This window comes from Enterococcus sp. DIV0236 (assembly GCF_050558525.1).
GTDB classification, from domain to species: Bacteria; Bacillota; Bacilli; order Lactobacillales; family Enterococcaceae; genus Enterococcus; species Enterococcus faecalis.
On record NZ_CP187891.1, the window covers coordinates 1030398 to 1052230 of the forward strand.

The 21833-nt window shown below is 37.7% G+C and carries 19 protein-coding genes; 13 read left to right on the forward strand and 6 right to left on the reverse strand.

All coding sequences use genetic code 11. From position 1 onward, the window contains the following. The first annotated feature begins 11 nt into the window (after nucleotides 1-11). From IGK27_RS05125 to IGK27_RS05160, 8 genes are read left to right on the forward strand one after another with little or no spacing between them, the layout of a single operon-like run. Nucleotides 12-893, forward strand: coding sequence for a carbohydrate ABC transporter permease (locus tag IGK27_RS05125; RefSeq protein ID WP_002357901.1), 882 nt, complete (start codon nucleotides 12-14; stop codon nucleotides 891-893). A gap of 17 nt (nucleotides 894-910) precedes the next feature. Further along, the gene (locus tag IGK27_RS05130; protein ID WP_002357899.1) at nucleotides 911-2509 is read left to right on the forward strand and encodes an ABC transporter substrate-binding protein; all 1599 of its coding nucleotides are present in this window, start codon (nucleotides 911-913) and stop codon (nucleotides 2507-2509) included. Between the two features lie 56 nt (nucleotides 2510-2565). Then, nucleotides 2566-3159 carry a DUF624 domain-containing protein gene (locus IGK27_RS05135; RefSeq protein ID WP_033626346.1) on the forward strand — a complete coding sequence of 198 codons (594 nt, stop codon included), beginning with the start codon at nucleotides 2566-2568 and terminating at the stop codon, nucleotides 3157-3159. Further along, the gene (locus IGK27_RS05140; protein WP_002385975.1) at nucleotides 3152-4069 is read left to right on the forward strand and encodes an acetylxylan esterase; all 918 of its coding nucleotides are present in this window, start codon (nucleotides 3152-3154) and stop codon (nucleotides 4067-4069) included. The genes IGK27_RS05135 and IGK27_RS05140 overlap by 8 nt, the downstream gene beginning before the upstream one ends. After that, nucleotides 4050-4814, forward strand: coding sequence for an endonuclease/exonuclease/phosphatase family protein (locus IGK27_RS05145; protein ID WP_430596434.1), 765 nt, complete (start codon nucleotides 4050-4052; stop codon nucleotides 4812-4814). The genes IGK27_RS05140 and IGK27_RS05145 overlap by 20 nt, the downstream gene beginning before the upstream one ends. 4 nt (nucleotides 4815-4818) lie before the next feature. Continuing rightward, the gene (locus IGK27_RS05150) at nucleotides 4819-6969 is read left to right on the forward strand and encodes a glycoside hydrolase family 3 N-terminal domain-containing protein (protein WP_010818353.1); all 2151 of its coding nucleotides are present in this window, start codon (nucleotides 4819-4821) and stop codon (nucleotides 6967-6969) included. Nucleotides 6970-6986: 17 nt separating this feature from the next. After that, on the forward strand, nucleotides 6987-10262 hold the full coding sequence (locus tag IGK27_RS05155) for a GH36-type glycosyl hydrolase domain-containing protein (protein WP_033626347.1): 3276 nt from the start codon (nucleotides 6987-6989) through the stop codon (nucleotides 10260-10262). Nucleotides 10263-10277: 15 nt separating this feature from the next. Then, a complete protein-coding gene (locus IGK27_RS05160) occupies nucleotides 10278-11243 on the forward strand; it encodes a LacI family DNA-binding transcriptional regulator (RefSeq protein WP_002360522.1) in 966 nt (321 codons plus the stop codon). A 32-nt stretch (nucleotides 11244-11275) separates the two neighbouring features. On the opposite strand, the gene IGK27_RS05165 is transcribed toward IGK27_RS05160, so the two are convergent. Then, on the reverse strand, nucleotides 11276-11806 hold the full coding sequence (locus tag IGK27_RS05165; RefSeq protein WP_002395822.1) for a DUF5067 domain-containing protein: 531 nt from the start codon (nucleotides 11804-11806) through the stop codon (nucleotides 11276-11278). Between the two features lie 270 nt (nucleotides 11807-12076). After that, nucleotides 12077-12790 carry a GntR family transcriptional regulator gene (locus tag IGK27_RS05170; RefSeq protein ID WP_002366529.1) on the reverse strand — a complete coding sequence of 238 codons (714 nt, stop codon included), beginning with the start codon at nucleotides 12788-12790 and terminating at the stop codon, nucleotides 12077-12079. Nucleotides 12791-13032: 242 nt separating this feature from the next. On the opposite strand from IGK27_RS05170, the gene IGK27_RS05175 reads away from it, so the two are divergent. The 3 genes from IGK27_RS05175 (at nucleotide 13033) to IGK27_RS05185 (ending at nucleotide 16472) form a co-directional block, all read left to right on the forward strand. Continuing rightward, nucleotides 13033-14466, forward strand: a complete 1434-nt coding sequence (locus IGK27_RS05175) for a glycoside hydrolase family 1 protein (RefSeq protein ID WP_002366531.1) — start codon at nucleotides 13033-13035, stop codon at nucleotides 14464-14466. A 24-nt stretch (nucleotides 14467-14490) separates the two neighbouring features. Further along, the gene (locus IGK27_RS05180; protein ID WP_002386658.1) at nucleotides 14491-15540 is read left to right on the forward strand and encodes an oxidoreductase; all 1050 of its coding nucleotides are present in this window, start codon (nucleotides 14491-14493) and stop codon (nucleotides 15538-15540) included. A gap of 473 nt (nucleotides 15541-16013) precedes the next feature. Next, on the forward strand, nucleotides 16014-16472 hold the full coding sequence (locus tag IGK27_RS05185; RefSeq protein ID WP_002363780.1) for a DUF441 domain-containing protein: 459 nt from the start codon (nucleotides 16014-16016) through the stop codon (nucleotides 16470-16472). A gap of 38 nt (nucleotides 16473-16510) precedes the next feature. On the opposite strand, the gene IGK27_RS05190 is transcribed toward IGK27_RS05185, so the two are convergent. The 3 genes from IGK27_RS05190 to efbA form a co-directional block, all read right to left on the reverse strand. Further along, nucleotides 16511-16852, reverse strand: a complete 342-nt coding sequence (locus IGK27_RS05190) for an iron-sulfur cluster biosynthesis family protein (protein WP_002391631.1) — start codon at nucleotides 16850-16852, stop codon at nucleotides 16511-16513. Nucleotides 16853-16925: 73 nt separating this feature from the next. Next, a complete protein-coding gene (locus IGK27_RS05195; RefSeq protein ID WP_002381957.1) occupies nucleotides 16926-17189 on the reverse strand; it encodes a hypothetical protein in 264 nt (87 codons plus the stop codon). 155 nt (nucleotides 17190-17344) lie between these two features. Continuing rightward, nucleotides 17345-19057 carry a fibronectin-binding protein EfbA gene (gene efbA / locus IGK27_RS05200; protein ID WP_016627161.1) on the reverse strand — a complete coding sequence of 571 codons (1713 nt, stop codon included), beginning with the start codon at nucleotides 19055-19057 and terminating at the stop codon, nucleotides 17345-17347. 219 nt (nucleotides 19058-19276) lie between these two features. Between efbA and IGK27_RS05205 the strand changes: the two genes are divergently transcribed. After that, nucleotides 19277-19936 (forward strand): hypothetical protein, encoded by a 660-nt coding sequence (locus IGK27_RS05205; protein ID WP_025190369.1) that lies wholly within the window; start codon nucleotides 19277-19279, stop codon nucleotides 19934-19936. Nucleotides 19937-20369: 433 nt separating this feature from the next. On the opposite strand, the gene IGK27_RS05210 is transcribed toward IGK27_RS05205, so the two are convergent. Further along, on the reverse strand, nucleotides 20370-20747 hold the full coding sequence (locus tag IGK27_RS05210; protein ID WP_236722040.1) for a hypothetical protein: 378 nt from the start codon (nucleotides 20745-20747) through the stop codon (nucleotides 20370-20372). Nucleotides 20748-20835: 88 nt separating this feature from the next. Here IGK27_RS05210 and trpX point away from each other — a divergent pair, with 88 nt between their 5' ends. Then, entirely contained in the window at nucleotides 20836-21825 is a 990-nt protein-coding gene (gene trpX, locus IGK27_RS05215; RefSeq protein WP_002391629.1) for a tryptophan ABC transporter substrate-binding protein, read from the forward strand. Nucleotides 21826-21833 lie beyond the last annotated feature (8 nt).

Consider the following 21833-nt stretch of genomic DNA (forward strand, 5'->3'; position numbering starts at 1 on the left):
AGGCAACAGCTGTGATTAAAAGAAAATCAAAAGAAAACAAATGGTTTTACTTTTTCAATACGTTAATTCTTGTGTTGTTTTCTTTATTAATTATCGTGCCAATTTGGAATATTTTAGTTTCCTCAGTTTCGTCAAGTTCGGGTTTAGCCGGTAAAGGCTTGGTTTTATGGCCGAAAGGATTTACGCTAGAAAATTATCGGAAAGTTTTTTCGGATAGTAGCATTCCGCGAGCGTTTTTGATTTCTGTTTTAAAAACAGTCATCGGTGCGTCGACGCATACACTGTTCTGTGCGATTGTCGCCTATGGACTTAGTAAATCTAGACTAGTCGGGCGTAACATTTATACAACGATGGGTGTTATTACAATGTACTTTGGTGGGGGCATGATTCCCACGTATCTTTTGATTAAGTCATTAGGACTCTTAGATACCTTCTGGGTATATATCATTCCAGCTTTATTTAGCTATTATGATGTAGTTATCTTAATGAACTTTTTCCGAGAAATTCCACCATCTTTAGAAGAATCCGCCAAAATAGACGGCGCCAGTGAGTTTCAAATTTTTTATAAAATCTTTTTACCTTTAACAAAACCGGCATTAGCCACCATCATTTTATTTAATGGGGTTGGTCAATGGAATGACTTTATGACCACGAAATTATATATTACCAAAGAATATCTGTATCCATTGCAGATGAAAATTTATGAAATTATTGTTCAATCCAACTTGAGTACCATGACAGAGAGCGGCAGTACAGATATGGTGGTGCAGGCAACGACACGTGGTGTTCAGCTGGCAACAATTGTCATTACAACGATACCAATTTTAATCATTTATCCATTACTACAAAAACACTTTATCGGCGGTATGATGGCCGGTGCAGTAAAAGAATAAAGAAAGTAGGGAACAATATGAAAAAAGTTTTAGGCGGTTTATTGGTGGCAACGGCGGTCGTTAGTTTAGCGGCATGTAGCGGTGGGGAAAAGAAAGCTAGCTCAGATGTCTCAATTAAGGATCGGTATGAATTAGATGAAAAGACGCCTGCTTGGAAGTTAGATAAGAAGAAAGAACCGACCAAGATTAAATGGTATATTAACTCAGATTGGACGGCATTGCCTTTTGGAAAAGACGTGACCACTGCGCAGATTAAAAAAGACTTAAATGTGGATATTGAATTTATTTCCGGCGATGATTCAAAATTAAATGCCATGATTTCAAGTGGAGATATGCCTGATATTGTGACATTAACTGAAAAAACTGGACAAGCAGCATTGAAAGCAGATTCTTGGGCCTATTCTTTAAACGATTTAGCTAAAAAATATGACCCCTATTTAATGAAAGTTGTTAACCAAGATACGTTTAAATGGTATGCCTTAGAGGATGGAAAAACATATGGTTACCCTAATTACTCTAATACAAAAGCGGATTATGAAAGTGGAAATATCCCAGTAAATGATAATTTTGTTATTCGTGAAGATGTCTATAATGCATTAGGCAAGCCAGACGTTTCAACACCAGAAAATTTTGAAAAAGTCATGCAACAGATTAAAGAAAAATATCCTGAGATGACCCCAATGGGCTTCACCACAGTGGGCGATGGTGCAGGACCATTTTTAGACAAATTACAAGACTTCTTAGGTGTTCCTTTAGAGGATAAAAATGGTAAATACTATGATCGAAATTTAGATAAAGAATATTTAGAATGGTTAAAAACATTTAATGATGTTTACCGAGCAGGCAATATTAGTGATGATAGCTTCACAGATGATGGGGCAACGTTTGATGAAAAAGTGAAACAAGGAAATTATGCAACCATGCTCGTTGCTGGAACCAGTGGTCAAGGTGGGAACTTCACAGAATTTATGAAAAAATCTGGCACACGTTATATAGCCATTGATGGACCAAGTAGCACTTCTGGCCGAAAACCAACATTAAATCAAACCGGCATTTCAGGTTGGTTAAGTAATTACATTACGAAAGATGCGAAAGATCCAGCGAAAGTCACTCAACTATTCACATATTTAATTGATGAACCGGGACAAATTTTAACAAAATATGGCGTTGAAGGAGTTACTTATGCGTACAATGATCAAGGAAAAATTGATTATTTACCAGAAGTGAAAAAATTAGAACAAACAGACAATGATGCCTACAACAAAAAATATGGCATTAGTCGTTTCCTATACTTTAACAACGACCGTGTCAATAAACTAAAAGTGCCAATGGAAAGTGCTTTAACGCAAATGCAAGAATGGGGCAAAGGAAAATTAGTCCCACATTTCGTAATTGAAAATATTAATCCAGATGCAGGAACGCCGGAAGCTCGGGCGAATGAAGCGATTGAAACCAAACTAAATACAACCGTTATTTCAATGATTCGTGCGAAAGATGATAAAGCCTTTGACAAATCTTTAGAAGACTACAAAGCATTCTTAAAATCAAATAAATGGGATGCAATTGAAAAAATAAAATCTGAGAAAATGGCGGAAAACAGAGACAAACTTAAGTAAGAGAGGAGGAGAGAAAAGCGGATAAAGCAACGAGAAATCCGCTTTTCTCTTTTAATATGAATAAGCTATTTGCATATGAAGGTTGGTATTATCGGATTTTTTCTTTTATTGCCAACTTGATCATTATTAATTTTCTCTTTTTAATTACCTGTATAACAGGCATCTTTAGCGGTGTCGGCTTAATTGCGTTTTATCGAACGATCTATCGTTTGTATCGTGAAAAAGATATTCCTGTTTTGCGAACGTTTTGGACAGCATTAAAAAATAACATCATGCGAGGTTTTATTTTAACAGGTGTCTTGTTCGTTGCTTTTTTACTGGGCGGTATTGTCGTAACAAGTTTATTTAAAATAGCCACTAGTTTAGGTTTCTTAGCTATTTTTCTATTAAGTTTTGTTGCATTATTTTTGACGAGTTTTCTTTTTCTCTTTTCCGTTTTTAATTGGTCCGTTAAAAAGACACTAGGTGAGACGGTTTATGTGGTCTTAAGTAATAGTGCAAATGCGATTATTTTGTTTATTTTACCTCTTTTAACGTTTGTTTTTTTCTATAAGCTTAATTTGTTTTTATATATTGCGTTAGGATTCGGGACAACGGCTTTTCTTCAAGTTGCGTTTTTTCAGAAAGTGTTAGGTGTGGAACATGAATGAGTATTTTGAGTTTTGGGAAAAGACTAAGGAAGAACTTCAAAAAATACCGCTAGATATCCATCGGCGGGTCATTGACTATCCATTGGAAAATGTTCAAGTGGAACAGGTCGACTTTTTAAGTTTCCTAGGTGAGCGCATCTTTGGCTATTTGTTACTTCCTAAAACGGCGGGGAAACAGCCAATAGTGATTGACTGTTTAGGCTATATGAATCATATTCAAGAACCTTGGCAATTTGCTCATTGGACACAAATTGGTTGTGCTTGTTTTGTCATTGATAATCGAGGTCAAGGGGGATTAACCAAAGATCGCGTGCCATATCAAACAATTTGGCATGAAGCACCAATGGGACGAGGATTTCTAGACAAAGAAGATTGGTACCAACGCCGCTTGTTTGCCGACCATTTACGTAGCGTAGAAGTGGTGCGGACCTTTACTGAAATTAATCAGGACCAAATCATTCTTCGTGGTGGTTCCCAAGGGGGTGGCGTAGTGTTAATGGTGAACAGTTTAGTCGACTTCCCGATTTTAGCTACTTTTGCAGATGTTCCAAGTCATTCTTGTTTAGAAAATCGAGTAGCAGAAGGAACGGGTTCGTATCAAATTATTCATCAGTACTTACAAGAGCATCCTCAAGCGCATGAAAAAATTGCCGCGGTTCTTCCTTATTTTGATAGTCGCCACTTTGTTTCGCAAATTAAAAATCCAGTCTTTGCTTCTGTTGGGAGTCACGATCCGATATGTCCAATGAAAGATTTTTTCCCTTCTTATCATCAGATAAAGGCAAGAAAAGCAGTCAGAGTGTATTGGAAAAAAGGCCATGGTGGCGGTGAAACAACTCAGATCCGTCGTGAAATGCGTCAAATTCAACAACTATTGCAGGAGGTTAAAAATGAAAATAGCTACGTATAATGTCCGGGTAGATACAGAGTATGACCAAGATTGGCAATGGTTTTTTCGTAAAGAGGCTGTTTGTCAGTTAATCAATTTTCATGATTGGAGCCTTTGTTGTATTCAAGAAGTACGACCGAATCAAGTCAGGGATTTAAAGGCGTATACAACATTCACCTGTCTTTCTGCGGAAAGAGAAGGGGATGGTCAAGGAGAAGGACTAGCGATTCTCTATAACGAACAAAAAGTTCAGACTATTGATACAGGGTATTTTTGGTTATCTGAAACACCTCAGCAGCCAAGTATCCATCCTGAAGCTGGCTGTCCAAGAATTGCTTTGTGGGGACTATTTAAGGAAACGACTCAAAATACGCCTTTTTTAGTCATCAATGTTCATTTGGATCATATTTCAGCTCATGCTCGTTTAGCAGGAATGACCGTTATCTTAGAGGAGTTACATGACAAAATTGCACAGTATCCAACTTTATTAATGGGCGATTTTAATGCAGAGTCGGGGGAAGCGGTGCATCAACTTGTTCAAAAAAAATTTCAAGATAGCAAAAATTTAGCTACTCATTATGGCCCAAGAGGAACATTTCAAAATTTTACTTACACAAAACCTTGGGCGGAATTAGAAGAAATTGATTATATTTATGTAAAAGGTTGGCAAGTACAGCAAACCGCAAGTTTAACAGATAGTATCGATGGACGTTTTCCCTCCGACCATTTTCCTTTAGAAGCAGAAGTATGTATTGAAGAAAGGTGAGAGTATGAAAGAAAATCAACTGATTCAATTAGTCGAAGAAATGACAATTGATGAGAAAATTAATCAATTATTACAATTAGCAGCAGCGTTTTATTCAGATAAAGCAGAAGAAAAGACCGGCCCTATGTCAGAGCTAGGACTAAGTCAAGAAACGATTGATACGGCGGGGACAACACTAGGTGTTTCCGGTGCAAACGAAGCAAAACGTGTTCAAAAAGAATATATGCAAAATCATCGATTAAATATTCCAACACTTTTAATGGCGGATATTATTCATGGTTTCAGAACCATCTTTCCGATTCCTTTGGCTTTAGGAAGCACTTGGGATGAAGCAGCGGTTGAAAAAATGGCGGAGATTTCAGCAAAAGAAGCTGCTGTTTCAGGATTACATGTAACCTTTTCACCAATGGTTGATTTAGTGCGCGATCCACGTTGGGGACGTGTCATGGAGTCAACAGGTGAAGATCCATTACTCAACAGCCGCTTAGCTGCTGCAATGGTTAGAGGTTACCAAGGAGAAAATTTAAAAGAAGACAATTGGCGAGTAGCCGCGTGCGTGAAGCACTTTGCGGCATATGGTGGTGCCTTAGCTGGTCGGGATTATAATACGGTAGATATGTCTGAACGGCAGCTAAGAGAAATGTATTTACCTGGCTATAAAGCTGGATTAGATGCGGGTGCAAAACTTGTCATGACGTCCTTTAATACAGTGGATGGGATTCCTGCTACAGGCAACCAATGGCTGTTTAGAGACGTATTACGAAATGAATTTGGGTTTGAAGGAGTTGTGATTTCAGACTGGGGAGCGATTAAAGAATTAATTCCTCATGGCGTTGCCAAAGATGAAAAAGAGGCAGCAGAATTGGCTATCAAAGCTGGTGTAGATATTGAAATGATGACCACGTGTTATCCAGATTATTTAAAAGAATTACTTGAAGAAGGCCGGATTGCTGAAACACTTATTGATGAAGCAGTTATGCGAATTTTAAAACTAAAAAATGAGCTAGGCTTATTTGAAAATCCCTATCGTGGTGCGGATGAACAAGCGGAAGCAGAAGTGATTTTAAGCAAAGAACATCGAGAAATAGCTAAAAAGATTGCTCAAAAATCAATGGTTCTTTTAAAAAATGAAAATATTTTGCCTTTTACACCGCAAGAAAAAATCGCGCTTGTCGGCCCAGGGGCCCAATCACAAGATATTTTAGGGGCCTGGTCATGGCAAGGAAAGAAAGAAGAAACCATTTCCCTCGTGGCTGGGGCCCAAAAATTAACCACAAATCTTCTAGTTGCCCAAGAACCCTTTGATTACTTTGAACCGACCGCGGCGGCCATTGAAGAGGCTTTAACGTTAGCTAGTCAAGCAGATAAAGTAGTAGTGGCACTAGGCGAAACAGATTGGATGAGTGGGGAAGCTGCCAGTCGCAGTGATATTCGTCTACCCGAAAAACAATTAGCGGTAGTTGCACAAATTATTGAGAAAAATCCCAATGTTGTTGTCACGGTCTACAGTGGCCGGCCCTTAGATTTGCAAGGGATAGATGTTGCAAAAGGAATTGTGCAAGCTTGGCAACCTGGAACAGAAGGGGGCAATGCGCTAGCAGAAATTTTGTGGGGACAGTACAATCCAAGTGGTCGCTTAAGTATGTCGTTTCCAGAAACGGTTGGTCAAGTGCCAATTTTTTACAATGTCGACAATACTGGGCGTCCTTATGAGTCAGCACCAGAAGAAAAATATGTTTCTAAATATTTAGATGTCTCTAATTACGCTAAATATCCCTTTGGATTTGGCTTAAGTTATAGTCATTTCTCTTATCAACCAATTCAACTAAGTGCATTAACATTTACCAAAGAACAACCAGTCACGGTCTCTGTTTTAGTAAGAAATGACAGTCCAATCGCTGGAGAGGAAACCGTGCAATTTTATGTACGTGATTTGGTGGGACAAGTGGTTCGCCCAATTAAAGAGTTAAAAGATTTTCAAAAAGTTTGGCTGGAACCAAAGGAAGAAAAAGAAGTTCAGTTTCTTCTTTCAGAGGATATGGTGCGCTATGTTCATTCAGACAATCAGGTAACCAGTGATGCAGGTGAATTTATCGTAATGATTGGTGGAAATAGTCGCGATGTACAAACCGCAACAGTCACGTTAAATGAATAAGATGGGAAGGATAAGTTATGCAGATAAAGAAGCTTAAGCAAGCAGACACAGTTGCTACATTTCTAGAGACAGGTGATTTAAAAGAATTGAATAGCTATGGCATGATGATTAATCAATTAGAAGGTAATCCTTTAGACGGCAGTATGAACCAACTCTATTTGCGGATAATTACAGGGGACACAATTAATTATCGACCAATGATTGGTTCCAACAGTCAAAGTGATTTTTATCTTTCAGATAATCAATTGACATGGCGGGGTGAATTTGAAGCGGTTCGTTACCAGGTTGACTTTCGTTTGGGGCCAAGCAATCAATGGTTCTGGCGGGTTAATGTCACTGGAACTGGCTTAGTAGATATTGTTTATGGTCAAGATATTGGCTTAGCGACAAAAGGAGCCGTTCAGTCAAATGAAGCGTATGTGTCGCAGTATCTTGATCATCACATTTGGCAAGAGGGCGAAGATCTTGTTGTTTTATCAAGACAAAATCAACCGCAAAATGAGAAGTTTCCAGCCCTTATTCAAGGGAGTTTTCAAAAATTAGCAGGCTACTCAACGGACGGCTATCAATTTTTCGGACGTTCATTTAAACAAACAAACACACCAGAAGCATTGGGGAAAAGATATTTAGCAAATGAAGTCTATCAATATGAATTTGCTTACACCGCTTTACAAACGGAAGCCGTCCAATTAACGAATGAAAGTAAGGAATTTGTTTTTTATGGTGCGGTAACAGAAACACATCCGCAAGCATTAGCTGAACCTTTTTTATCGAAAGAAGACTTACAAGCTATTTATGAAACTGTGACATTCGATTCACTAGAAGAAACACAGGACTATCCTACGAAACTTTTAGGAGAACCTATCACAGGAAATCCATTAACAGAAGAAGAGTTGGCTGCACTTTATCCCCTTCAGACACAAATTGAAAAAGTAGCAGGTCAGACGTATTCCTTTTTCACGGAAAATTACCATCATGTTGTTCTTCAAGAAAAAGAAATTGCCATGGAAAGAGCGCATGGCCACATTTTATTAAGTGGTAAAGGCTTAACGGTTGACGAACCTTTGCTTAGTACGACAGTGTATATGTATGGCATTTTCAATTCACAAGTAGTTTTAGGAAATACGACCATGAACAAATTAATGAGTAATAGCCGAAACGCTTTAAACGTTATGAAACGCTCTGGTCAACGAATCTACATTTTAGAGAATGGCTTATGGCGCTTACTAACAATGCCTTCTGCTTTTGAAATGGGGTTGAACTCTGCTACGTGGTATTATAAGTTGCCAAAGGATACAATTCGTGTACGCACCTTCACTTCGCCTGATTCAAGAGTGATTCAATTGGAAGTGACCAGTCAAAAGGATGCATATATGTGGGCTGTTTCTAACCATTTGTTATTAGGACCGGAAGAAGTACCAACCTATCAATTAGAACAAACTGGCAAAACGCTTCGAGTGACGGGAAATCATTCTGCCACAGAAAATTATTACCCAGAACTAACCTATGCATTGACAGTTGATAAATCATTTCAAGTAACCGATAGCACATTATTTGGTGGAGCTGAAGCAGAATTATTAGTCTTGGCAATCGAAAAGACCCAAAAATTTTCACTACTTATTACGGGCAGTATAGAGGACCAATCATTAGTCAATACACCATTAGATTTTGAAAAAGCAGAAAGTCAATATTTGGCATTCATTAATGGCTTGTTACATCATTTTGAGTTAACACACACAGACTCAAGTGTGCAGCAAATGAATCAATTAACTCGTTGGTATACTCATAATATGCTCGTTCATTATTTGTCGCCACATGGCTTAGAACAGTATGGTGGAGCAGCTTGGGGCACACGAGATGTGTCGCAAGGACCGACAGAATTTTTCTTTGCGACGCAACAGCCTAAGATCGTGGCCTCCATTATTCAGCATCTATTTGAAAATCAATTTGAGGACGATGGCAACTGGCCGCAATGGTTTATGTTTGACCGATACGAAGAACAAAAAGCCAGTGAAAGCCATGGCGATATTATCGTCTGGCCATTGAAAGTAGTGACTGATTATTTGGAACAAACCGCAGATTATTCAATCTTAGCTACGGAAATCCCTTATACAAGTCGCAAAGATAATCACAAAACAAAAGAAACAGCATCTTTATTTGAACATTTGAAAAAAGAAATAAATTATATTGAACAACATTTTTTACCAGAAACTTTTCTATCTTGTTATGGCGACGGCGATTGGGATGACACGTTACAACCTTATGATAATCGTCTTAAAGAGCAAATGGCTAGTAGTTGGACCGTTGCCTTAACGTATCAAGTGTTGAAAAAATTTGCGGCTTTAATTACGGAAATCGATGCTACTTATAGTCAGCACTTAGCAATTTTAGTCGCAGGAATAAAGAACGATTTTCAAAAATATATGTTGGCAGATGAAACGATTCCAGGGTTTATTTATATGGAAACGCCAGAAACTTTTGAACAAATGATTCACCCAAATGACCAAAAAACAGGGATTCAATATCGATTATTGCCAATGACTCGTAGTATGTTAGCTGAATTATTAACACCGGAACAAGTAAGTCATCATTTAGAAATTATTGAAAAAGAATTAACGTTTCCTGATGGCGTGCGCTTAATGAACAAACCAGCGAACTATCGAGGCGGTGTGAGCACTAATTTTAAACGAGCAGAACAAGCGGCTAATTTTGGTCGCGAAATTGGCTTACAGTATGTTCATGCGCACATTCGCTATACAGAAGCGATGGCGAAAATTGGTCAGCGAGACAAAACCTGGCAAGCATTAATGCAAATCAATCCAGTTCAATTAAAAGAAGTGGTTCACAATGCAGAGTTACGTCAAGCCAATGCCTATTTTAGTAGTTCCGATGGCGATTTTAAAACAAGGTATGAATCACAAGAAAATTTTGGTAAACTAAAAGATGGAAGTATTGGGGTAAAAGGTGGTTGGCGAATTTATTCAAGCGGGCCGGGAATTTATTTAAATCAATTAATTACAGCTGTTTTAGGGATTCGGCAAAAGGCCCAAAGTGTGGTTTTTGATCCCATGTTACCAGAAAAATTGTCTGGTTTAACACTAACTTACCAATTGTTTGATAAACCTGTCACATATAAATTTTATCCAAATCAGTCAGCGAAAATAGTTATCGATGGTCAAGAAGTTCCGTTTAAGTTTGAAGAAAACCCTTATCGAGAAGGGGGAATAGAAGTTCAAAAAGACGAGGTGCTTTCATTATTAAATGAAGCAAGTGTTATTGAAATTTACCATTAGAAAGGAGAGTAGTCCATGGTAGGAATTAAAGATATTGCAAAAAAAGCAGGCGTATCAATCTCGACCGTTTCTTACGCATTGAATGGTAGTTCAAAGGTAACTGAAGAAACACGAACGCGCATCCAAGCAATTGCTGAAGAGCTAAACTATGTTCCTAACATGGCCGCTCGCACATTAAAACGTCGTCAAACCAATATTATTGGTGTCTATTTGGCCGATTATGGCGGTAGTTTTTATGGTGAATTGTTGGAGGGAATTAAGAAAGGCTTAGCACTGTTTGATTATGAGATGATTGTCTGCAGCGGTAAAAAGTCACATCTTTTCATTCCTGAAAAAATGGTGGATGGGGCAATTATTTTAGATTGGACATTTCCAACAAAAGAAATTGAAAAGTTTGCTGAACGAGGCCATTCGATCGTTGTCCTTGATCGAACCACTGAGCATAGGAATATCCGGCAAGTTCTCTTGGATAATCGTGGCGGTGCCACGCAGGCAATTGAGCAATTTGTCAATGTGGGTTCAAAAAAAGTTCTTCTGCTTTCTGGACCAGAAAAAGGTTATGATAGCCAAGAACGATTGGCTGTTAGTACACGAGAATTAACTCGTTTTGGGATACCTTATGAAATTATCCAAGGCGATTTTACCGAACCTTCTGGTTATGCGGCTGCTAAAAAAATTTTGAGTCAACCACAGACAGAACCAGTCGATGTTTTTGCTTTTAATGATGAAATGGCGATCGGTGTCTATAAATATGTTGCAGAAACAAATTACCAAATGGGGAAAGACATTCGGATTATTGGTTTTGATAATTCTGAACTAGGTGCGTTTGTGCAACCGCGATTAGCAACAATTGCCTATTCTAAACATCGATGGGGCATGGTGGCTGCAGAGAAAATTATTCATTTAATGCGGGGAGAACCTGCTGAGAGCGAACACATTTACACACGTTTTATAGAAGGAGAATCTTTTCCGTCTGAATAATAAATAAAAAGTTTGGTCCAATGCTAGCTAAGCTAGCGGACCAAACTTTTTTCTGTAATGGTAATTTCTTCTGATGCAATGGGTTCATCCAGACTGAGAAGGCGATCTCTAAATTTAAAATGGACCGGCTTATTCTCATTAATAAATTCATACGGGTAAGCGCCTTGGATTGTTTCACCAGGATTGATTTCATCTGCTAAACGATCTAATTTGTCTTGGAAAGGTGAATCTGTTAAGACTGCATATTGTAAATTTTGGGCTTTTCCGTGGACAGTTTGACTAACTTCCATAAAACTTTGAATCATTAGCTGAATATTTTGTGTTTTTTCGGTTGTATTGGTTAATTCAAACAGGACATAAAACATTGGTTTGCCTTGATAATCTTTTCCTTTATGCAAGGCAGTTAAGGCTAAACGCCCATCTGGAACCAACAATGTTCGATTTTCATACGTCCCAATACTTGTCGCCAACACTTCATCAGGTGCGGGCGCACTTTGACTTGCTGGGTTGCCACTTACAGTTGAACAAGCACTTAATAAGGTACTTAGAACGAGTAAGCTCATTAAAATGTAGGGTTTCCTCATATAAAGTCCTCACTTTGGTTGATTGACTATGTAAAAAACAAATTGCTTGTATCTATATAAAAAAGAGTGCTACAAGCAATATTTTAATCGTAGTTCTAGTAAATAGCAATACTTTTATCAAAATTCATGTTTGGAAATATAATTTGAAAAATATTTTTAACTAGCAGAAAAACATTTCTAACAAAAAGTATTGGCTCAAAGTAAAGAGATCGTTTTGTTAGAAATGAGAAATGGCAACATAAAAGTTTTCTATTTTTCTGCAATTAAGACAGTTTCAAAAGTGAATTCACTAGGAATATGATTCGCAATTGAGTATTCAAAAATATGTCCATTGCCTAGGTAAGCAATTTGTTCTGCACGCATCAGGAAATCATTATCGGTTAAGTTTAAATATTTTTTTTCCAACGCAGAAGGACGGATCCCAGAAATGCTGACCCGCGCACTTTGAATTTTTTGATGCAATTGTTCCGAAATATATTGATAAATGGAGACTTTCAATTCTTTCATTGTCAAGTTCGGAATTAGGGCAACGGGCATCCAAGTATATTCAATAATTGAGGGCACATCTTCGATAATCCGTAAGCGAATAATTTTGTAGACTAACTCTTCTTCTGTAATACTTAATTTTTCAGTCACCCAAGGCTCAGGTACTTCTGTTGCAAAGCCTAAAACCACGGATTCAACTTTTCCATCGTAGGTTGAGTAAGTGCCGGTTAACGGAGAAAATTTAGTAATGGTTCGATTTTGAAAGTCTTGAACAAAGCTGCCCGAGCCACGTCGTCTGACAACATAACCTTCTTGCACAAGCAAATGTAAGGCTTTTGTAATGGTTAGTTCGCTGACTTGATATTTTTCTGCAAGAAGACGACCTTGGGGTAACTTTTGATTAATTGGATAAACACCTGCTTCAATATCCTGTTTTATAGCTGCATAAATTTCTTTATAACGTGTATTTGTCCGCATCAGAGTCCTCCTTTATCACCAGTATTTCTCTCATTATACCATGAATTTAACGTGTTAAAACTATATATTTATTTTTACCGTAACCACTTAATAATCAAGTGCTTAAATAAAAGTAGTTGACTTATTCTTTTTAAAACTATATAGTTTTAAAAGTAAACAGAAGAACTTATTGATCTGATTGGTACTTTTTGTGAAAACCTTTTACAATAAAAGGGCAGCACAGAAAAGAGGGAGGAATGACAATGGAACATCACCAACTAAAAGCATTTCCGCAAGATTTTTTATGGGGCTCAGCTTCGGCAGCTTATCAAGTAGAAGGTGCTTGGAATGAAGACGGCAAAGGCGCATCTGTTTGGGATGAATTTGTTCGGCTACCAGGAAAAACGTTCAAAGAGACAACTGGCGATTTAGCCGTCGATCATTATCATCGTTTCAAAGAAGATGTGGCTTTAATGAAACAACAAGGTTTAAAAGCATATCGTTTCTCGATTGCATGGACACGAATTTTACCTGAAGGGCGTGGTCAAGTAAATCAAGCGGGACTGAAATTTTATTCAGATTTAATTGATGAGTTATTAGCGGCAGGAATTGAACCAATGGTAACTTTGTATCATTGGGATTTGCCAGCTGTTTTGCAAAAAGAATATGGTGGCTGGGAATCAAGAAAAATTATTGATGATTTTGTGGCCTATGCGAAAATTTTATTTGACGCTTTCCGTGGCAAAGTTCGCTATTGGATTAGTTTAAATGAACAAAATGTGTTTACTTCGTTAGGTTATCAATTAGCCGTGCATCCTCCCGGCGTAACAGATAATAAACGGATGTATGAGGCCAATCATATTGCTAATTTAGCCAATGCAGCAGTGATTAATGCGTTTCATGAATTAGAAATGCCTGGCAAAATTGGCCCTAGCTTTGCTTATACGCCTGTTTATGCCGTTGATGCGCATCCTGCCAATGTTTTGGCGGCAGAAAATGCAGAAGATTTGTTGTCGCATTTTTGGTTAGATGTCTATCTTTGGGGAGAATACCCAATTGCCGCATTAAATTACTTACAGGAGCAAGGTGTGGCCCCAACGATAAAAGAGGGCGATTTAGCGTTACTACGTTCAGCCAAACCTGATTTTCTAGGTATTAATTATTATCGGACGGATACGGTTGCTGCTAATCCATTAGATGGCGTCGGAATAGGGAAGATGAATACAACGGGTGAAAAGGGTTCTGAAACGGAATCTGGGGTACCGGGTTTATTTAAAAAAGTAAATAATCCATATGTTGAACGGACGAACTGGGATTGGGCCATTGACCCGCAAGGTTTGAGAATTGCCTTACGACGATTAGCTAGTCGCTATCAAGTCCCTATTTTAATTACTGAAAATGGGTTAGGCGAATATGATACCTTAACAGAAGATAAACAAATTCATGATACGTATCGCATTGATTATTTGCGAAGCCATATCCAAGCGATTCAAGAGGCGATTACGGATGGTGTTTCAGTTATTGGTTATTGTACATGGAGTTACACCGATTTACTGTCGTGGCTCAACGGCTATCAAAAGCGTTATGGTTTTGTCTATGTGGATCAAGATGAAACACAAAAAGGTTCCTTAGAAAGAATCCCGAAAGACAGTTATTATTGGTATCAAAAAGTCATTGAAACAAATGGACTTATCTAATTATAAGAAAAGAGTGTGGAAAATATGACAGTAAAAATGGGGTTTATTGGATTTGGTAAAAGTGCCAATCGTTACCATTTACCTTACGTAATGATTCGAGAAACACTAGAAGTGAAAACGATTTTCGATTTACATGTTAATGAAAAAGCAGCAGCGCCCTTTAAAGAAAAAGGCGTAAATTTTACCGCTGACCTTAATGAATTATTGACGGATCCAGAAATTGAATTGATCACAATCTGTACACCTGCGCATACACATTATGATTTAGCCAAACAAGCCATTTTAGCTGGTAAATCAGTGATTGTGGAAAAACCATTTTGTGATACGTTAGAACATGCAGAGGAATTATTTGCTTTAGGGCAAGAAAAAGGGGTAGTAGTGATGCCTTATCAAAATCGACGTTTCGACGGCGATTACCTAGCGATGAAGCAAGTAGTAGAGCAAGGCTTTTTAGGAGAAATCAATGAAGTGGAAACACATATTGATTATTATCGACCAGGAAGTATCACGGAACAAGGACCTAAAGAAAATGGTTCGTTTTACGGACTAGGCATTCATTTAATGGATCGCATGATTGCTCTTTTCGGGCGTCCAGATCAAGTCACTTATGATATTCGTAATAATGAAGTGAGCGAGGCAGTCGATAATTATTTTGACGTTGATTTACATTATGGTTCAAAATTAAAAGTAAAAGTTAAAACGAATCATTCTGTCGCTAGTCCGTATCCACGTTTTATTGTTCATGGCAGCAATGGCTCGTTCATCAAATATGGCGAAGATCAACAAGAAAATGATTTAAAAGCCGGAATCATGCCGGATGCACCAGGCTTTGGAGAAGATTCACCAATGTATTATGGAGAAGTGACCTACCGTAATGGCAATGGCGACTGGATTAAAAAACAAATTAAAACGCCTGTAGGTGATTACGGTCGTTATTATGATGCCGTCTATGAAACGTTGAAAAATGGCGCACCGCAACTAGTAACTAAAGAGCAAGCATTAACTAACATCGAAATTTTAGAAGCAGGTTTTCTTAACCCAAGTCCAAGTGTTTATCATTTGAAAGAAAACTAAAGCGTATTTAAATGACTTGAAAAGCGCCTGCCCTACAGTCCAGACAACTGTGGGGCAGGCGCTTTTATTTATAAAGAATTGTGAATTTTAATATAAGAAACGTATATTGTTAGTAAAAATAAAAAAAGGAAAGACATCTTAGTAGCACTACTTCCCCAAGAATTGCTACTAAAATGTCTTTTGTGATGCTCGCTCAATTGAAGAGCCTTAAATAGGATATCGAATATCCAGTATAAATGCAAGTAAACTACTTTATAGTTAATATTAGTATACTTCATAAAATAATTTTTCAAAGAGAAAAAGGCTTGTTATGAGAAAAAATTAATTTTTAACTCGTTTTTTCTAAGCAAGATTCGGGTGAAAAAGACAATAATTACTGAAGCTGAATGGTAATTAAAGAGGTTCTTTGCTAAAATAGGAAAGACAAGAAAGTTTGGTTAACGAAAGAACCAAATCAGAAAGGAGGACAACCAGTGGAGAGTTGGCTTTTTTTACTACTGATTGCCTTGATTGCGTTTGTTGCAAAAAATCAAAGTTTATTAATTGCGTCAGTTGTTGTGCTTGCTTTAAAAGCTTTACCAAATAGTGCGAAAATCATGTCGTGGTTGTCAGATAAAGGCATTAATTTAGGCGTCACAATTATTTCAATTACCATTTTAGTCCCGATTGCTACAGGACAAATTGGCTTAAAGGATTTAATCCAATCATTCAAAACACCGATGGGATGGCTGGGGATATTTTGTGGAATTCTGGTGGCTGTTTTATCCTCAAAAGGAGTAGGTTTAATTAATCAATCGCCTGAGATTACGGTGGCCTTAGTTTTTGGAACGATTCTTGGCGTCGTTTTTTTAAAAGGAATTGCAGCTGGTCCGATTATTGCATCGGGGATGATGTACGTAATCATTACTACCTTTCAAGCCTTTCAACACTAAAAAAGCAAACAAAACGCGTAAACGTTTTGTTTGCTTTTTTAGTGTTGATAAATGTCCACATTACTATCTAATATGCCACTTTCATTTTTTAAAGTAATGGTTCCCGCATTCGGATGAATCACTAGCTGTAAATGCCCTGTTAAAAACATTTGGTCATACGTCGAAGTATAGACGTGAAAAGAATCATTAGCAATTGTTTCGGTATAAGGCGCTTCCGCTTGATCAACAGGAACGATAATGAAACGATCGCCAATCATACAACAACCTTCTGCGGAAGAATAAGGATTAGAGCCGTCATTTGCTACCAACAAGAAGGTGTTCGTTTCAGTTAAGAAAGGGGCTAAACGTTGTTTTACTTCTTCAGAAATAGTCAGAGACATTTGCCTCACTCCTTTAAATAGTATGTAAAAGGAAGAGGGTAGCTTGTTGCTATGCCGCTCTTCAAAGGTTTTATTATTTGCTTGTTTCTTTACTGCTTTTTTTGAAAAGAGCAATAGAAAAGGCGACAACTAAGACAACTGTTGCAGCTAAAACAAATGGATTTTTTGTTGCTGATGTGAACCCTAGGACTGTTGAACCAATCGCACCTACGTAAGATAAAATAATCGCTGCTTTCTTTGGTGTTGAAAGTTCTGTAAAGCTATCGCGGAAGGCGACACCTAAACCTAAAGCGCCAATAAAGGCAAACATCCCAAAAATAATGTGTAAAAAGACCATGAATTTCACCTCCAACAGTCAGTATAGAGAGAAATGGCTAGTTTGTAAACTAATTGAGCTTACTTGTGTTATTTATCACTTGATAAATGTCTTTGCCAATGCAAAAAAACAACGTACGATCAATCGGCAGTACGTTGTTTTTTAGTTTAATATAATTAGGAAGCAGAAGCCTTATTTTGCTGGATTTTTTTGATCGATTCTTCTGTTGGCGTCACATATAACGTTCGTTGGTTTTCATAAATCACATAACCTGGTTTTGCTCCATTGGGTTTATGCACATGTTTTACTTGGACATAGTCAACAGGCACTTGTGAAGAAAGTCGATATTTTGAAAAATAAGCTGCTAGAAGTGCGGCTTCAGTAAGGGTTTCTTCGCTAGGATGTGCGTCACGAATAATTACATGAGATCCAGGAATATCTTTGGCATGGAGCCAATAATCAGTTTTTTTAGCGGTTCGTAAAGTCAATTGATCATTTTGCAAATTATTTTTTCCAACGAGAATAGGTGTGCCATCTGTGGCATAAAAAAGATCGGGTTGGCTTTTTTTCGGCTGTTTTTGTTTTTTATTTTTTTTTCGTTTTAAATAGCCTTGCTCAATCAGTTCTTCACGAATCACTTCAATGTCCATTGGTGTCGCAATTTCAAGTTGTGCCACAACTGACTCTAAATAAGAAATTTCTTGTTGTGTTTGCTGAATTTGTGTCTTAACAACTCGGACAGCATTTTTCAATTTTTGGTATTTTTGAAAATATTTTTGTGCATTTTGATTAGGTGAAAGTGCAGGATTTAGCGAGATACGCAACGGTGCATTTTCTTCATAATAATTTGGTAATTCCACCTCGGTGGCTCCTTTTGGGACTTGTGCCATGAAGGTTGTTAATAGTTCTCCGTCGCGACGGTAATTTTCAGCGTTTTCTGTATCGGCTAAGGTTTGCTGTAATTTTTTAAGTTTCTTTTGATTTCTTTTTAGTTCATTTTCAATCTTGCGAATTAGTTCGCCGCCTTGTTGTTTGACACGGTCTTTCTCTGCTTTACCAGAATAAAAGGCATCTAGTAATTCACTGAGTGTCGCATACGTTGTTTGTTCACCAACTAATGATTGATAAGGAATGGGCGTAAAATATTCCTTTTTTTCAGTGACGGTTAATGTCGGTACAACAGCTTCAGTGACTGAGGACCAAAATTCCGTCCAGATGGCCATTTTTTCATTTGGTTGTGCAAGTAAACGGGCACTTAATTCGTCTGCTGTATCTTTGCCTAGACCTTGGAAATGCTGTTGTAAATAGCGTCCGTTTAATTCAGGAGCTGTAGAAAGAAGCGCAAAGACTTCTTCTTTTGAGGCCGTGAGCGGATTAAGTCCCAGTGGTTTTGGTGGTTCAATATAAGTTGCTCCAGGAAGCAACGAACGATAACTATTTTGGCTCATTCCAATGTGTTTTATCGCATCTAAGATTTTTCCAGAAGATTGGTTAACTAAAACGATTGTACTGTGACGTCCCATTAATTCAACAATCAAAACAATATTTTGTAAGTCACCTAGTTCATCTCTTTTTGAAAAGGTGAAGTGAATCACGCGATCATTTTCTATTTGTTGAATCGTTTCTAAAATGGCACCGTCCAGAAATTTTCGTAACATCATCACAAAATTAGGAGGTGTTTCTGGATTGCTATAGGTAATTGTAGACAGTTGTATGCGCGCATAACTAGGATGTGCTGATAATAATAATTTATGGTTTTTACCTTTCGCACGAATGACTAAAACGACTTCGTTTTCATAAGGTTGATGGATTTTTGAAATCCGACCACTTACGAGTGTTTCTGTCAACTCATGAACCATGCTATGAGTAAATACGCCATCAAATGACATAATAAATCCCTCGTTTCTTTCCGACTAATAGCTTTATTATAGCGGAGTTTTTGAATTTAAGAAAGAAGCTTGTTAAAAAGGAGTTGGGTTTTTCTTAGAAAGCTGGGGAAGTTTGCTGGTTTTTTTAGTAATTAAAGCGCAAGGGTAGGCAAGAAAGAAAATGATTAGTATAATAGATAAGAACTAAAAGCGAGGAGCGATTAGAAGTTGAATAATTTTATGGAAGAACTAAAAGAGGCACTTTATGAATTAAGACAAAGAAAACTGTTAATGATTACCGCTATTGTAGCATTAGTATTAATAATTGGCTCAATCATTTTTATTCCAACGATGCAAAAAAATATTCGAGCTGCTCAAGTTGAATCGTTAGTCGCAGGACCCATCAAATCAGAGAAAGTCAGTGTCTTAGATTACAAAACAGCAGACAAGAAAATCCAAGAAACAGGAGCCATGTCAGTCATGTTTGCTAAACCATCTGGCAAGCAATACGATCAAATGGTGAAGCTGTTTAATTCAGATAAAATGAATGAATTTCATCGTTCGCTGTATATCTATCCGTTAATTTATAATGCTGGCAAAGCACAAGAGCAATACAATGTTAGCGGTGATGAGATTACGCTTGTTTTCTTTGAAAACGGTAAAGAAAAGACGCGGACAGTTGTCGAAAAATCTATGGATTTAAAAACACAATTAATACCAGAATTAAATCGATTACCAATGGCTGGCGTTTTGAAAGACCAGCAAAAGGCGGCGCAAGAAGCTGAAAAAGAAGCAGCAAAGACCGCTGAAACACAGACGACGACCAGCACGACTGGCGTTGCCCAATCTACTGAAACGACGACAGAAAGCACTGCTACAGTACCAGAAACTGGTGAATAATAGCTAGCTATGTTAAACTTAGATTGTAGAAAGTTTTAAGGAATTAGAAAGAGGGGATTTTCGATGGCATTAGTAATTTCAATGACGATTTTAGTAAGTTTATGGCTGATTCAATCGCAAAAACAAGCAGTTAAAGTTCCCGTTAGAATTGAAAGAAACCGAAACAATTAAGTGGTAAATATGCTGAAATAAAGAAAAACGAGCCTCTCATAAGAGTGGCTCGTTTTTTAGAAGTAAAAGAAATGCAAGAAAATAAAAACTTTTTCTTGACGAACAAAATCAATATAGTGTAGACTACCTTTAACAACATAACTAGGAGGGAAAATACATGACACAATTATCTAACGTAAAAGAAATGCACCAATCATGGCAAAACTGGCGTAGATAGTTGTATGTATGATTCTTTCATAGATACAACTTTAGAAGACTTATTCTAAAAAGTGTATCTATGCTGGTTATATTCAAGAAGAAAAAACGACCACATAGAGGACCCATCTATGTGGTTTTTGTTTTGCATAAAAACAACGACCACTCCTAAACACTTAGGATAAGTCGTTGTTTTTTTGCTACGAATCACTACGATTGGCACAAAGTGACAGAGTAGATGCAGGCTGCGCATACTCGCCGCAGTTTGGCCTTTAAGAGTGATGAGTAGTACAAGGTGAGGGAAGAGAACGTTGTCCCATTCGTAAAAAAGTGCTCCTGCGATTCTCACCAAAGTTGCAATCCTCGTCGCAGCTAAATCCTGACATTTGTAAAAAAGTGTTCCTTGGATTTTGACTAAGCAGAGGATTACGAATCTCAGTTTCACTTTCAACGGAAGAAATGCCCTATAGATAATGGTTTTATTATTAAAAAGAAAAAGTTGCCAAACAAAAGGGCAGTTAGGAGAATGCAAAATGAAAAATAAACGTTTAACGTTTGTCGTGTCTTTATTAGCTATTTATTTAATTGGTGCTTTTTTTGTGAATCAAAAAGTGACAAATTCAAAGAAAGAAACAGTTACTGTAGGGGTTTTGCAGTTTGTCAGTCACCCCGCATTGGACGAAATTTATAAAGGTGTCGAAGAAGGGTTAAAGGAAAATGGCTATGACAAAGGCAAAAACTTAGAAATTATTTTTCAAAATGGTCAAGCCGACCAGAGTAAGTTAGCAATCATGAGTCAACAATTAGTACAAAAAAAGGCAGACGTTTTAATTGGCATCGCCACGCCAGCTGCGCAAGCGTTAGCCAACACTACCCAAGAAATCCCAATCATTTTAGGCGCCATTACGGACCCTGTTAGCGCAGGATTGGTGAAAGACAATCAAAAGCCAGGCGGTAACATCACGGGTGTTAGTGATCAATCACCTTTGTCAGCCCAGATGGATTTACTAAAAGAATTGATACCAGCTGCCAAAAAAATAGGTATTCTCTATGCTTCCTCAGAAGAAAACTCTCGATACCAAGTAGCTGAAGCGCAGAAAGCAGCTGAAGCCAAAGGATTGACAGTGAAAACATATGCTGTGCCATCAAGTAATGAAATTGCACAAACGGTTCAAGTGATGACTAAGGAAACAGATGTGATTTATATACCAACTGATAATACGATTGCTAATGCCATGCAAACGGTAGTCGGAGAAGCAAATCGAACCAAGACGCCGATTATTCCTTCGGTGGATACAATGGTAGAACAAGGCGGTTTAGCAACAGTAGGGATTAATCAACATGCGTTGGGGGTACAAGCCGGCAAAATGGCAGCAGAGGTTCTGTCTGGAAAAAGTCAACCAGCAACTACACCCATTTATACCTTTAATACAGGCGACACAATTATCAATGAAAAACAAGCTCAAAAGTTAGGAATTACGATTCCCGCAGAGTTAGCAAAAAAATCGAAATTGATTAACTAATTATCAAA

Coding starts and splice junctions, on each gene's coding strand:
- IGK27_RS05130 (WP_002357899.1), top strand. CDS start 911: ATGAAAAAAGTTTTAGGCGGTTTATTGGTGGCAACGGCGGTCGTTAGT.
- IGK27_RS05135 (WP_033626346.1), top strand. CDS start 2,566: ATGAATAAGCTATTTGCATATGAAGGTTGGTATTATCGGATTTTTTCT.
- IGK27_RS05140 (WP_002385975.1), top strand. CDS start 3,152: ATGAATGAGTATTTTGAGTTTTGGGAAAAGACTAAGGAAGAACTTCAA.
- IGK27_RS05145 (WP_430596434.1), top strand. CDS start 4,050: ATGAAAATAGCTACGTATAATGTCCGGGTAGATACAGAGTATGACCAA.
- IGK27_RS05150 (WP_010818353.1), top strand. CDS start 4,819: ATGAAAGAAAATCAACTGATTCAATTAGTCGAAGAAATGACAATTGAT.
- IGK27_RS05155 (WP_033626347.1), top strand. CDS start 6,987: ATGCAGATAAAGAAGCTTAAGCAAGCAGACACAGTTGCTACATTTCTA.
- IGK27_RS05160 (WP_002360522.1), top strand. CDS start 10,278: ATGGTAGGAATTAAAGATATTGCAAAAAAAGCAGGCGTATCAATCTCG.
- IGK27_RS05165 (WP_002395822.1), bottom strand. CDS start 11,806: ATGAGCTTACTCGTTCTAAGTACCTTATTAAGTGCTTGTTCAACTGTA.
- IGK27_RS05170 (WP_002366529.1), bottom strand. CDS start 12,790: ATGCGGACAAATACACGTTATAAAGAAATTTATGCAGCTATAAAACAG.
- IGK27_RS05175 (WP_002366531.1), top strand. CDS start 13,033: ATGGAACATCACCAACTAAAAGCATTTCCGCAAGATTTTTTATGGGGC.
- IGK27_RS05180 (WP_002386658.1), top strand. CDS start 14,491: ATGACAGTAAAAATGGGGTTTATTGGATTTGGTAAAAGTGCCAATCGT.
- IGK27_RS05190 (WP_002391631.1), bottom strand. CDS start 16,852: ATGTCTCTGACTATTTCTGAAGAAGTAAAACAACGTTTAGCCCCTTTC.
- IGK27_RS05195 (WP_002381957.1), bottom strand. CDS start 17,189: ATGGTCTTTTTACACATTATTTTTGGGATGTTTGCCTTTATTGGCGCT.
- efbA (WP_016627161.1), bottom strand. CDS start 19,057: ATGTCATTTGATGGCGTATTTACTCATAGCATGGTTCATGAGTTGACA.
- IGK27_RS05205 (WP_025190369.1), top strand. CDS start 19,277: ATGGAAGAACTAAAAGAGGCACTTTATGAATTAAGACAAAGAAAACTG.
- trpX (WP_002391629.1), top strand. CDS start 20,836: ATGAAAAATAAACGTTTAACGTTTGTCGTGTCTTTATTAGCTATTTAT.